Source organism: Pseudomonas lundensis, from assembly GCF_002269125.1.
GTDB lineage: Bacteria > Pseudomonadota > Gammaproteobacteria > Pseudomonadales > Pseudomonadaceae > Aquipseudomonas > Aquipseudomonas lundensis_A.
Map to the genome: position 1 here is coordinate 1 of NZ_NQKI01000023.1, position 12,624 is coordinate 12,624.

General features: G+C 51.2%; 8 protein-coding genes and 4 pseudogenes. 3 read left to right on the forward strand and 9 right to left on the reverse strand.

Annotated features, from left to right (window positions below; genetic code table 11):
- Positions 1 to 74: 74 nt before the first annotated feature.
- Positions 75 to 365, forward strand: a pseudogene (locus tag CJF39_RS14710) (integrase core domain-containing protein); the annotation flags it as partial.
- Positions 366 to 440: 75 nt separating this feature from the next.
- On the opposite strand, the pseudogene CJF39_RS14715 reads toward CJF39_RS14710, so the two are convergent.
- The 8 genes and pseudogenes from CJF39_RS14715 to CJF39_RS14750 all read right to left on the reverse strand — a co-directional run.
- Positions 441 to 607 (reverse strand): annotated as a pseudogene (locus tag CJF39_RS14715) (IS3 family transposase); the annotation flags it as partial.
- A gap of 441 nt (positions 608 to 1,048) precedes the next feature.
- Positions 1,049 to 1,361, reverse strand: a pseudogene (locus tag CJF39_RS14720) (IS66 family transposase); the annotation flags it as partial.
- A gap of 61 nt (positions 1,362 to 1,422) precedes the next feature.
- Positions 1,423 to 1,958: pseudogene (locus CJF39_RS14725) on the reverse strand (IS66 family transposase); the annotation flags it as partial.
- Positions 1,927 to 2,124: a transposase gene (locus CJF39_RS14730; RefSeq protein WP_094994075.1), complete on the reverse strand. Its 198-nt coding sequence runs from the start codon at positions 2,122 to 2,124 to the stop codon at positions 1,927 to 1,929. The pseudogene CJF39_RS14725 and the gene CJF39_RS14730, both read right to left, overlap by 32 nt.
- 132 nt (positions 2,125 to 2,256) lie before the next feature.
- Positions 2,257 to 3,309 carry a DUF3800 domain-containing protein gene (locus CJF39_RS14735; protein ID WP_094994076.1) on the reverse strand — a complete coding sequence of 351 codons (1,053 nt, stop codon included), beginning with the start codon at positions 3,307 to 3,309 and terminating at the stop codon, positions 2,257 to 2,259.
- A gap of 87 nt (positions 3,310 to 3,396) precedes the next feature.
- Positions 3,397 to 6,111 (reverse strand): AAA family ATPase, encoded by a 2,715-nt coding sequence (locus tag CJF39_RS14740; RefSeq protein WP_094994077.1) that lies wholly within the window; start codon positions 6,109 to 6,111, stop codon positions 3,397 to 3,399.
- Positions 6,092 to 6,367 (reverse strand): hypothetical protein, encoded by a 276-nt coding sequence (locus CJF39_RS14745; RefSeq protein WP_141232192.1) that lies wholly within the window; start codon positions 6,365 to 6,367, stop codon positions 6,092 to 6,094. Before CJF39_RS14745 ends, CJF39_RS14740 begins: the two co-directional genes overlap by 20 nt.
- 509 nt (positions 6,368 to 6,876) lie before the next feature.
- Positions 6,877 to 8,097 (reverse strand): HNH endonuclease, encoded by a 1,221-nt coding sequence (locus CJF39_RS14750; RefSeq protein WP_094994079.1) that lies wholly within the window; start codon positions 8,095 to 8,097, stop codon positions 6,877 to 6,879.
- Between the two features lie 470 nt (positions 8,098 to 8,567).
- Here CJF39_RS14750 and CJF39_RS14755 point away from each other — a divergent pair, with 470 nt between their 5' ends.
- Both CJF39_RS14755 and CJF39_RS14760 read left to right on the forward strand, forming a co-directional pair.
- Positions 8,568 to 10,439 (forward strand): ATP-dependent nuclease, encoded by a 1,872-nt coding sequence (locus CJF39_RS14755; protein ID WP_249275369.1) that lies wholly within the window; start codon positions 8,568 to 8,570, stop codon positions 10,437 to 10,439.
- 132 nt (positions 10,440 to 10,571) lie between these two features.
- Positions 10,572 to 11,309: a hypothetical protein gene (locus CJF39_RS14760; protein ID WP_094994080.1), complete on the forward strand. Its 738-nt coding sequence runs from the start codon at positions 10,572 to 10,574 to the stop codon at positions 11,307 to 11,309.
- Between the two features lie 503 nt (positions 11,310 to 11,812).
- On the opposite strand, the gene CJF39_RS14770 is transcribed toward CJF39_RS14760, so the two are convergent.
- The gene (locus tag CJF39_RS14770; protein ID WP_141232193.1) at positions 11,813 to 12,334 is read right to left on the reverse strand and encodes a hypothetical protein; all 522 of its coding nucleotides are present in this window, start codon (positions 12,332 to 12,334) and stop codon (positions 11,813 to 11,815) included.
- Positions 12,335 to 12,624 lie beyond the last annotated feature (290 nt).

Sequence of the window (12,624 nt, forward strand, 5' to 3'; positions counted from 1 at the left end):
AACACCTGCCGAAGCACTGAATGAGTATCTAAAGTCTGTACAACAATCCAGTGTTGCGACGACCGGTTGAATCCGCCCAATATGGAAGTCGCCACTTCCGTCAGCGTCTGTGGCGGTACCGCATCAGCCAGAGCATGAGTCGCCGGGGCAATTGTTACGACAACTCACCGATGGAGCGAGTATTTCGCAGCTTGAAAACCGAGTGGATACCTTCAGTGGGTTATATGTCGGTTCAGCAGGCACAACGAGACATCAGTCATTATTTGATGCATCGCTACAACTGGATACGGCCTCATCAATTTAATGGCGGGCTAACGCCGGCTCAGGCCGAGAAAAAACTTAACGTCGTGTCCGGGATTAGTTGACCACTACAGAACTCACCTAACCAGAGCAGCACAGATCGTCACGCTGGCGACTGAGCTTTTATTTTTTCCCGAAAAACGAGCATCTTCCTGCGGGGCGTAGATTTTCCGCTTTATCCGTTCTCGTTTTAGACGCTAGAAAAGTTCTCGGCCACGGTATTGTCGTGACAGTTGCCTCGGCGACTCATACTGGCAACCAAATTGCTCGCCTTCAAAAAACTGCGCCAAGTGGATCTGCTGTACTGTAAGCGTCCAGCCAATACTCGTCCCAAACTCCAGCATTAAGAAAAGAAATCTTTCCTTTAATGGCTTAAAACAGTGTTAAAGGAAAGAAAATTTTCCCTTGCGCGATCAGTGTACTGAGCGTGAAGGCTGTATGACGGTAAGCGGATGGTGAACTGACCTACCGAATCACCCTTATCGCTAGCATTTCCATGCGCCAACGTAGCTCTTATCCCAAACCGTTCAAAGCCCAGGTCGTCCAGAAAGCGCAATGCGGCAAAGTGTGATTGCGGGACGCTTACCGCCAATAAGCGGACCCCCCCAAAATAGTGGTTGCGCGGCCATTTTCGGTTAATATTTTCTGAGTGTTCGGCGCACATTTTAAGAAAATCTTGGCGCGGTTAAGAAAATCTAGCCAACGACAGGGGAAAAAATGGGAAATCTAGTGGATTACGCCCATTTGATCAATGCGATGGAGCTACCCACTGGTGCGGCAGCAACTGTCCAATTTCAATGGCCATCTGTGTCGGCAACCGCGTAAGCACATCCTTAAGATAGCCATACGGGTCATGCCCGTTCATGCGTGCCGACTGAATCAGGCTCATGATTGCCGCAGCCCGTTTTCCGCTGCGCAACGACCCTGCGAAGAGCCAGTTTTTGCGTCCAAGCGCCATGGCCTAATTTGGTTTTCCGCCCAATTGTTGTCTAGAGTACGGCCCCGTCATTGAGGTAGCGCGACAGCTCTGCCCAGCGTTTCAGGCTGTAATCGAGTGCTCTGCTGATGAGTAGAAAACTTGGCCGGACGGTTGTAAGCGTCCGGGCATCCCGTCTTGCACAACTAAGCCGGTTGCCATCGATGCGGCAACAAATCCCCGATCTCACTTGCCCGCTGTGTCGGTGGGCGAGTGAGTACGTCTTTTGGATAGGCATACGCATCATGCCCGTTGATTGGATCAAGCTCATCAGCGCCGCCGCACGTTGACCGCTGCGTAGTGATCCGGCGAACAGCCAGTTTTTTCTTCCAAGAGCCCAAGGTCGAATTTGCTGCTCGATATGGTTGTTGTCTATGGGCACCGTGCCGTCGTTCAGATAACGGCTCAACGCAGCCCAACGTTTTAGGCTGTAATGCAAGGCTTTGGTAATCCCAAACCTTCATGCACAAGCTCACGCTGGGCGATCATCTAGGCATGAAACGCGTCCATCAAGCACGACTTCGCGCAGGGCATCGACCAGTGGCTGCAATTGCACACCGCAAGCACCGACCCAACTGGCCAGCGTTGAACGAGGGATCGCGAGACCGACTCGCCCGAAGATTTGCTCCTGGCGGTACAGCGGCAAATGATCAGCGTATTTCGCGATCATCACCTGAGCCAGGAGCCCGGCGGTTGGGATGATCTCGGAAAAGTGGCAGCCACTTACGGATCACGTTGGCATTGATGCCGTGACTGATGGCAACGCTGGAGATGGAGGCGCCGGGTTGCAGGCATTCCTGGACAACCTGGGCTTTGAACGACTTGGGGTAAGAGCTTCGTTGGCGCATTTAAGGGCTATCGCGTCCGCTTAAAATGATCTGACCCCGAAATGTTGGACACCATCGCCCTTAATTTGGGAGAACGGTAGGTGGGTTCACCGTTCGCTTACAGACAGCTTTCCACCCGAAGCGGAATATCACCTAGGGCTTACTGAAGTTTTTGCCGAAATAATCTATGACCTCATTGGCCTGCGTACCTTGGCGGAAACGTTTCTGCCCTTCGAAGTCAGTCGAAGGCAGCATGTGGATTATCTGATGATTCGCATAGAGGGACATAACATCATGAGGATTCAACCCTCCGGCGCGCTGTCCCGTAAGCGTGTTAGCCGCCTCAATGGCAGCACCAATCATAACGTCCGCCAGTTGTACTGCAGGACTGGTTCTCGAGTCGACTTGTGTCACTGACTGGAGCTTGAGTGGAAAGGTGAGGCTCGCGATCTCCGATTGGCGAAATGTGACCTCGTCTTTGTGATTAATAAAGCGCAGCAGCAAGTCATGGTAAGTGAGCAGATTCTTGGACTGATCATGCTCAACCAAGTAGGGGCCATCAGCCATGAGTTCCATCCGGCTTATCAGCGATTGCAACACCACAAAAGCGGCGTCAGTGGTGACACCTGATGTGGCGATCGCTTGAAGGCATTCCGGCGCGGCATACTGCGCCAAAGGCCCCAAAGCTTCCGGTAGTTCCTGCCAGCGTGTGGCGCGAGCAGCAGCCACGAGGTCGGTAAGTGCAGCAGAGCTTTTTTCCTTTACTGCGCGCTGGAAGCAAACGAGCAACTGCTCAAAGGCTGCCTCTCCAAGAAGAGTGGGGCCCGCCACATAAAGCAGCGACCCGAGCGCGTAGTTCTGCCCATCCTTATAAAAGTCGCATCCGCGCTCGTAGTAGTACGGTTCAACTGCGTAATCCAGAAACATCAGCAGCAGCAGAAATCGCTTATCGCAGACGTAGGTAACGCACTTGTGATGGGTCAGGACATCGCGCATTAACGCTAGAAGCCGTGGGTGATTGGCTGGCCGGCGTGACAGAGCCCGGTACTTGAGCTCTTCCGCTTGTAGCTTAGGAAAGTGCTCTTGGATCAAGCGTCTGGCCTGATCATCATCAATGGCAATGGCTGCGGCTCCTTGAAACCTCTGCTCGAGATTTAGCAGGTCAAATCCGGTATAGCCACTTTCGTCGACTCTGAAGCACTCCATATGCAACTCCCCGAGGTCGTAGACAGCACTGGACGAGCGTGACTATTCCTCTGTATGTGTCGCCGGGTTACCGATGACGGAAAACAGTTATAGCGGATTAGCTACGTCAGCGACCGCTTGCATAACTGCCGCTTGGGCGGCTCCAGCGATAGCAACAGGCATTGATCCAAGCCGAAGCTGATTCATCCTTTCAAGGTTCTCTACAATGGTGCGGACGAGGTTCGGATCGTAGTCATCTCTGTCAGCCTCTTCATGGACGCCTTTGTTTAGATACGTCCATACGTTCGATTGCACCGGAACACCTATGACGTCACCAAGCCCCTGAACGACGGCGGGCTTGTCCTGGTGCACAAATGTTCTCGAGTCATCGAGCCGTCTTTTCAAAGCCTCGCAGAGATTTCTCAGATTCGGCTCCGCCCCGCGGCCAGCTAACGGCAGGGTTATTACTCCGAGGTCGTTCTTGCCGAGCCACTTCCAAATCTTGTCCGTAAGCATCTCCAGGGCCTGCCTGGATGCGCCCAGTGCGTTACGCCAGTCACCGATGTCCAAGGCGGCACGGGCCTGCTCCAAGTAGTTGAAGGTGATCTCGTTACCTTTTACCCGCGGCCGGTGATCCCCGATATGAGGCATGAAGTAGTAGGCCGTCCATTGGCCTTTCTCGACATGGTTCTGCAGATCCTTGATGAATTCGCTGCTATGGCACGTGACGATAATTTGAGTTGCTGCGAAGCGATCACTCTGGAAGATCGCCTCTCTGATGCCTTCACGGTGCTCGGTGTCAATCGCGTTGATCGCATCGTCAAAGATGATCGTCGGAGCCTGAATATGCAGTGCCTTTGCAAGAAGGATTGCAACGCCCAGGCAACGAACATGTCCCTCGCTGAGGACGTGCAACGCATCTACCCTGGTATCTGGGGCGGCGCGAAACGCCAGCCCGATACGCTCTTCTTCGTTGGTCGGCAGATAAAGTGCCACTAGCTTGTCGCCGTCATGGTCGCGTCTGTTGAACTCGTTATAGATCTCCAGAGCGACAGTGTTAATCCCAGCTATGAGAGTACCGGGCAGCTCTGATCTGAACTGCCTGAGAAGCCTCAAGAATTCGTCATAGGCCGCTTTAATGCGTCGACTGAGTACGAGCTGCACTGCCTCTTGCTGCACAGCATCGATGAGCGCTGCATTCGCTTGGTCAAAGTTGGCAATTGTCTGTCTAGCTATACCGACTTGCCGGGCTACCTCAGCGCGACGGGTTTGAAAACCAGCTACATCTTGCGCTGCCTGAACAAGCCGAGTGCGCTCTTGTGCCAGTGCCGCGCGATCTGCCAATGCCTGGTTTGTCTGGGTATCGATCCTTTCGCATTCGACTGCTAAGTCGACGATCCTCTGCGCCATTGAAGGCGCATCGCCTTGTTTTACATAGCTCTCTTTCCACCAGGCAGCACGGTGGTCAGCACCCGGAGATGCGAGATATCGTACCCTGTCATCGGCATGATCAGGCTGAGCGCTAACGCGCTGACCTAAGGCAGTTAATCGCCCCTCCAAGCCTCGGGAAGCACGTTCCCATTCGCCTCGTACTGCGTTTTTTTCAGCCTGCAGGTTAGCGAGCTCTTGAAGCTGAGCCAGACTGTCACGCGCCTGCACGTATGGGTCATGTACAACGTGATAATCACCATTGATTGGCGTCCCGCAAGCGGGGCAGTTATCGGGCGACAAGGCTTGTAAGCCAAGAACCGCGTTGTACAGATTTTGGAAGGAGGTCTCACCAGTCTTGGCAGTTAGCCTTTTGTCCACATCCTCGAGCAGCTCCTGCTCACGATCCGCAGCCTGATATGCCGCAACCAACGCCTCGCTGCTGACGCCATAGAGACCTGGCGTTGGTCCATCCAGTTGCGCATTGAGGTAATGCAGACGACCTGGAGCGGCATCGCTGCCGATGAGTTCAAGAAGCTGCTGGTAGGAGAGGCCAGCAGCATACGCTGCAGCATAGGTAGTCTCCTCTTGCGCGATTGTCTGAACTGCCTGGAGCTCGCCATTTATTGTTGCTTGATCGCGTTGCAGCGCTGCACGCTGCGTTTCGAGCTCCTGCTGTTGGATCGCAACTAGATTGAGCTGCTGGTCCATCGACTCGTTGAAGTTAGTGACGAAGTCATGGAACTGCTCCATACCAAATAGAGCCGCTATCAGATCCTTCTTTTCACCTGCGCTCTTAGATGCGATTCGCGAAAAGTTATCTATGCGGTTTTTCTCAACGAAGCAGAATCGATAGGCCTCTGAGTCCGCTTGCACTGCCGACACCTGACCTTCCGCGCCTCGTGCAGCGAGGGTCGGGGGTTCGTACCTATTTTCGTGAAGGTTCGCGAAATAGCGTTGAGCAGGGATTCGCTTAGCCGACGCCTCATCTACGGCCCCCAAGAGTGCCAGCTCTAACGCTTCGCAGAGGCTCGTTTTGCCGCTGCCATTAGGGCCATAGAACATGGTAATTCGCTGAGGAAAATTGAACGTCTCAGCCACTCGGAAGCCACGAAAAGGGCCGACGGTAAGACTATGCAGTGCGCTCCATGCCCACTCACCAACAGTAACCGCTCCCGCAACTGCGGGAGGTGTGAAGTCGGTTTGGAGCAGAGACTCTTTAGCATTGGCAGCCAATAGCACCGATCGGCGGCTCATAGAGCGCGGGTGCGCGGCCACGGTGTCGAAATCTTGGTCGACCAGATTTGCAAACCGTCGAGTGTCTTCGGTAGCACCGCGCTCTGGAAGATGAAGCCAAGTTAGGAATTGCTGGTAGTCATGCCGAGCCGAACTCATATTGTTTACCTCCTGTAAACGTACCGTGGTCAACATCCAGTCGCTGCGAAAATTCCACCGCCATCTTCTGATGCCGAAATCGAAATGGCAACAGCGTCGGATTCAATAAACCCAAGCGCCTTAAGGGGCTAAGTGCTTGATGTCGAAGTAGCACGATCGAAATCAAAGCCGCCGCAGGCTGGCTATCGGTGATAGCGACATTGAACTTTTCCGCAGAGGCGCCATGCATGATCAAATCCGAATGCATCGCTGCCAAAACTGTTTGCCTATGAGGTTGACGATAACTGCGAGGAAACCTGAGCCGAAGGCATAAATATGCTCCATAACCCCAATGCCTTGCACCCTGAGTCAGAGGAGCTATTCCCTCTGAGGAATGTGAGCTTAAGATCAGCAGTGACCTACCAGCCCGCTTTCCTAGGGCCCATACCATCTTGCACAAGCCCGGTGGGCATGCTCTTAGCCTAGAATGGAATCCAAGCTACACCAGAGTTATAGCTGCATGTCGTTAAGGCTGCTGCTGGCTGATTATCGCCGGTCGCGACTGGCTGCAATGGGTCGATTGTGTTGAAAAAGTCTGACGCAGTTTTCACGGCAGAAAAGTAAGCGCATGAGATTCAAATCTTGACTGGCCGCACAGGCATTGGGATACAGACTTCACATAGCAGCACGCAAAACCTGATCCTTCACCGATCCGGCTCTTTGCAATTCGAGAAAGTCGACTTTTTCATCAGAATCGGTCGACTTCAAGGCTTCATCGAGGGTATATCAGTTCTTCCGGCCTTTCGCTGATTTGTACATCTGATAGTGCGCCTCTAAGAATAAAAGACGAGGTTTTGGACTAAAACCAAATAGGCGTTTTCCGTGGAATGCTTGGTATCCAGCGTCGTCGACTTCTGCAGCCACCTCTACGGTAAAAGTAGTGGGGTTGATCGTTACCAGGTGAGCGTCGAAAAGCCTATGCAGATCTACCCTCAACAGCAGGCCATTCGTGACATCGTCTGAGTGATCCCCCATGTACGGGATGATGTGCGCAGCCTCGAGTAGGGTGTCGACCCGGCAGCCAGTGATGCAGCACTCTCCACCGTACCGCCCCAATAACGCCGAGCGGAAATTGCCTTGCGCTGGGCGAATAACAGACACCTGAGTACGTACCGACCTGCGATCAACCTTCATCAGCGCCAGTTCGACACCAGGCGCAGGACCGGCCATTTGGACTTCCAATGGCAGTGAATCCTCAAGTTCAAGGATCAACTCGTGCTGCATCATCCGCCGATAGCTTGGCTTCTCTGGGGTAGTAGTTGTCAGCGACCGAAGGATAGCCAGGGTTTCTGCAGCGGCTTCCAGGGATGCAAAACTCTCCGGCCGATTGGCCCATGCTCCTCTGAGCTCGTCCACGGATAGATCAGATATCTGGGACAAGATTAGGCCGGCAGAATCTGGACTATTTACAGATTCCGGTTCATTTGCAGTCGCCGGCATGAATACATCAGTCTTAACAGCCTTCTCTTGGTCTTCTTTGACCTCGAAGATGGAAACCACATCAGAATGGCCCATATATGCGGTCGCGCTGGCATAGCATTCGTCATCGCCATTCAGAACCCTGTACAGGGCATAAAGCTCAGCAGCTACCTCTATAGATCCGCAACATTGGGACCGAAAAGTCCATGCCTGCAGTATGTCCTCTGAGGTGAAATCAATCAGATCATCAGCATCTAGGGCATAGAGGTGTGGGGCTGGCTCAGCTTTTGGCCTAACCGGTGGGCCTACGAATTGCAAAGGCTGCCTATGGGATGGGTAGGTCAGGTCGAAATCGATCTGGCGCGAGAGAACGATGCTCTCATTTTTATCCCATATAAAAGCATGGTCACGGCCCAAGGAGTCACGATCGTACGCGATGTACTTGGCGAAATCGTCAGTGTAGGAAATCCAAGCTTTGTAACCCGACCAATTGGGGCGATTCTTATCAGCCCGTAATGGCTTGCGCATAGGCGTGGGTCGTGACCGGCGGGCCGTTGTTCTCATCGTGATCCGTCACTTAGATGAAGCTTGAATTATCAGCAAAATATACACCTGTAGCATGCCCCCTCTAAATCTTCGGAATTTTCAGCGCCGGTGAGCCCTTTGTCATCGAGGCTTTTTAGGGCCATCTTACTCCCGAGATTGGCAACCCTTTTCAGTCCAAACTGCCTATCGATTTCGGCTAGCAGGGTCCGAAGGTTTGTCAGCAGCTTTGGATGCCACGTTGCTTTCGCTTGGAGTTAGGAAGATGGCAACTCCGTATTCTCGTTGCGGGTATGCGATTGCATCTCCGTAATCTCGCTCGTCCGCTCCAACGGTACTGCAGCCGAAGCCGCCCAGCTGATATATCCAAAGAGCGACGGGCTCCATATACTGGCACAAGGCTATTTTTGGCGTAGAAGTGCCGTGCGCTCGGCAGTATCGATAGGAAGGAACCGATGCAAGATCTAGTGAATCCGGAAGATGCTGTAGTAATTGCAGATCTAGCATCCGTCGCCAGGCGAGTTAAACGCACTAGACGCCCACGGAGCGCGCCTGAAGACGTGGAAAAAGCTGAAGCAACTCAGCTCTTAGGGCCTGCAGTGGCATTCCCGGATACGCGATCCGCGCGTGCGAAGCGCTGGAGTCCTTTAGAGTCAATCACTGTTCAGAACTTCAAGGCTGTTAAGCGCGCAAACATACCTTTGGGGAAGGTAACCATTCTGGTCGGCCCGAATGGTTGCGGAAAATCATCGGTACTTCAAGCTATTCACTGGGCAGCGCGCGCCGCGAGCTACATTCTGCCGAAAAACACGAAGGAAATGATTTCTTTCGAGCGGTTAGATTACATACCTTCAAGCGATCCACTCTCGACGCTCCACAATGGTCAGTTAAAAACAGGAGCGACATCGACGCCTGTCGAGATTGCTTTCAATCACACAGCGACCGGCGACGATCCGGTTCAGACTGTCGTGCGGTTGAGGGCGGCGAGAAATAAAGCTGGGGTTACGGCCCATATCGACGGCGGAGGTGCTGTCACGCCATACAAACAGCGGATTCAGTTTCTAACTACCTATATACCTGGCTTGGCAGGTCTCTCTGAAAAGGAAGCCATCCTGGCGCAGCCATCGTTGCGTAGACAGGCTGCCAGCGGTGATGCCGGAGGAGTCCTCCGAAACATACTCTTGAACCTCAAGGCCCGCAAAGCTGATGAACCTGATAGCTTGAAGGGAGAGGAGCGTTTGAGGCAGCTAAATTGTCTGCTGCAGAAAGTGCATCCCAATGTATCTATCGATGTGTCCTACGATGACAGGGAAGACTTTCATATCTCCGCCACGGTGCACATGGATGGGAATAAAAGGCCGCTAGAAACCGCCGCTACAGGCATCCTTCAAACAATTCAGATTTTTGCTTATCTCATTTTCTTTGAGCCGAGACTCATGTTAATTGACGAGCCAGATGCCCATCTTCATCCGAATCGACAAGAGCGGCTGATTGAAGCTCTGGAGCAGGCGGCTGATGAACATAATACTCAGATCATCTTGTCCACACACAGCCCACATCTGGTTCGTGCAGCTAGCCCTATGACGAAGTTGGTTTGGATGAGTGACGGCGTAGTCAAGACAGATGATGACGAGGCGATACGCCGCCTATTGGGATGGGGTGGGCTGGACAAATCTGTTTTGTTCTTCATAGAAGATGAGGATGACAAACCCTTGCGGGCCATCCTCAAACAATGGCCAGAGCTTGGTCGCCAGCTGTCGCTATGTCGATGTTTTGGGATCGAAAACCTTCCTAAAGACAAATTACTTTCCGGCTTGCTAGTTGATGGCAAGATTGATGTTGCAGCAGTGATCCATCGCGACGGCGACTTCATGACGCCTGAGGAAGCGATCAAATGGGCAGAAACATTCAATACGAAGGGAGTGTATCCCTGGACAACCGCAGGTTCGGATATTGAAGGATATTTCTGCTCAGCCGACTATCTGGTATCACTGTATGGAATCTCGCTTGAAGAAGCTGAGCAATGGCGGAAGACCGCGTCCAAGGCTGTAAGTAAGGCACGAGCTGATTTTGTCTCAAAACGCCAAGTCATCAATAGGCTTATTTGGCCGGATGGTGGTTCACCTGCGACCGACGGCCTATGGATTCTGGGGGCTGGGCCTAGTCCAACGACCGTCAAAGGTAAGAAGCTGTTGGCTCAAATAAAAGTTGTGGCGACCAAAAACGGTTACAGCGATAAGCTTCTGAACACCTTCACGATCCCAGAGGGGTTTACGGTTGCTCCAGATCTGAAGCTCATTTTAGAGAGGGCTTTAGCCAAGCGCTAAGCTGAAGTCATTAGCAGATATGGATATCAACCGCTGATCGTTGGTTGGTATCTGGAGAGAGCAATAGAGTTCAGTGAGGCCCTCATAATGATGCCTGCATAATGGTCTAGTATTTATGAAAAGAGAGTTAATTTGAAAGGCTTCCTCACAAGTAACAAGATTTATTTTGAGACTTGCGTCGCTGTACTTTTAGCGATCATGGCTATCATTGTTTCGTTTAACGCTAACTCGATAGCCAAAGCCCAGCTATCCTTGGCAAACGATGCCCAAAGGATTGCTACGCTTCCTTATCTCCCAAATATTAAGGCTCGTTTTAAGTTTATATCTTCGGAAGATGGCGTTCGAAAGGAGAAGCTGGAAGTTAATAACTCTGGGGATTCGATGTACGAACTGCGCGCTGTTCCTATAGCGTTTTTAAAACTGCGAGAGCTACAGGTTGTTTCAATTAACGGGCCGTATACAAAAAATACTCATCTTAATAAGTCTACCATACCACTTGAAGGGTATTTTCCTAACGTGACATGGGTGGATGGTAGCGACAAAGATTTTGTACTGTACCAAGATATAGAGAATGCAGGTCTCTTGGAAGATAGATTAAATGTCTTTTCCAAGAAGTATAGTAGTGAGGAAAAACACATTATAGGCGGTATTGAGAAATATTTGCTTGTCTCATATAAAGACCGTTTTAAAGTACTCCATACAGACTATTTCCAGTTTGACCCTATGGGTGAAGGGGTGCTGATGGATAGTTCTGAAGGTGAGGCAGTGTTTAAAAGTTATAACGAATCTTCTCAAAAAAAGATTAAGCTAGACTATAAAAGTTCTACACCAGAAGAAATTGGCAAATTTTGGCTTAAACTTAAAATCTAGAGAACTGGACCAAAATCTGCCAGAGATAGAACACTGGCGGTACAAGCGACTGATTGAGCTACTAATAGCTCTCAGCCTCAATATTGAAATTATGCTTCTTCAATCGAAACAGAAAACCATTATGAAGATTAGATGCAAGACCCCAGGCTGTGGGCATACGGAAAAAACCAATCTTGAGCTGTTCATTAAGATTCTCGGCGGGGCACTGCCGATGGGTGGGTTCCAAGCGTGGAGATACTATCTTTTCGCCGGTACTGGATTTGCTCTCACGATTGTGACTGCGATCATTACTGGTGGTATCGCTCTTCTTGTGTTTAAGGACGAGATTGTCACATGGATCGTCAACCGTGGATACAAATGCCCTCGTTGTGAGTCCGTTGACTGGGAGGCTTGATTCTAGGCGGGGCAGTCAACGGCGCGTGGCTCGGGCTGAAGCGAATTAGCTTCGTATCCGGCCTTGCAAAGATGCTGTCATTTCTTAGAAAGTTGCAGCCATCGAGAGTCTATGGTTGCTTTCTGAGATCGTCCACTTCGACCTGCAGCAGTTTGGATTCTTTAAGTAGCTTATCCATCATGGCGAAGCAACTCAGTCTGTAGCCATGTATTTCTTTGCCTGTGAATAGCTCTTTACCCTCCAGGTTCCAAGTTTTCCGGTCATTATTTGATGCTATCGTGCATCTCTCTACCTCGCTCGACCAGAATTTTATTTCTTCAAACTTTGCTGCAGCTTGTATGCTTAGGATCTGTGCTTTTGCTAGCGCCTCTTGATGTTTGGCACTGTCTTCCAGAGCAATCTTCGTTGCTGATAGTTCTTCTTTTTGGCTCAAATATGCTTTTATTAAAAAATATAATGCAATAAGCGAAGTTAGCGGGTTGATCAAGCCCCCAAAGTAATCGCCAATGGTGCCCCAGTCACCTGGAGACTTAGAGAATGGATAATCGTGCAAATTAAATATATAAACTCCAGCCACTGAAGCGATGTAGAAAACTATAGCGCCCCACATCCATTTTTCATTCCATTTCATTGTTGTGTCCCAAATTTAGTCAAGGCAAGCGTTATAGTCGAATTTTAGTTAGTTCGAAACTGTAATTTCCGACAGTTCACTCTGTTCGGGGTATGAGCGGCTTGGATTCATGGCAGCAACAACTGATCTGATACGCTGAATCAGGCCGCTCCCTGAACTGAGCTAGACACGGAAGATCTTCAAGTTGGACCTGTGCTTTTCCCAGATAGGCGTGACCGCCAATGGGTATGTCGTATCTTGGAGGGCCGAGCCACTGTTGTGTCACGCCTGGGGATTTGAGTAGTTCTTCC

Coding starts and splice junctions, on each gene's coding strand:
- CJF39_RS14730 (WP_094994075.1), bottom strand. CDS start 2,124: ATGCGCCAACGAAGCTCTTACCCCAAGTCGTTCAAAGCCCAGGTTGTC.
- CJF39_RS14735 (WP_094994076.1), bottom strand. CDS start 3,309: ATGGAGTGCTTCAGAGTCGACGAAAGTGGCTATACCGGATTTGACCTG.
- CJF39_RS14770 (WP_141232193.1), bottom strand. CDS start 12,334: ATGAAATGGAATGAAAAATGGATGTGGGGCGCTATAGTTTTCTACATC.
- CJF39_RS14750 (WP_094994079.1), bottom strand. CDS start 8,097: ATGCGCAAGCCATTACGGGCTGATAAGAATCGCCCCAATTGGTCGGGT.
- CJF39_RS14740 (WP_094994077.1), bottom strand. CDS start 6,111: ATGAGTTCGGCTCGGCATGACTACCAGCAATTCCTAACTTGGCTTCAT.
- CJF39_RS14755 (WP_249275369.1), top strand. CDS start 8,568: ATGCAAGATCTAGTGAATCCGGAAGATGCTGTAGTAATTGCAGATCTA.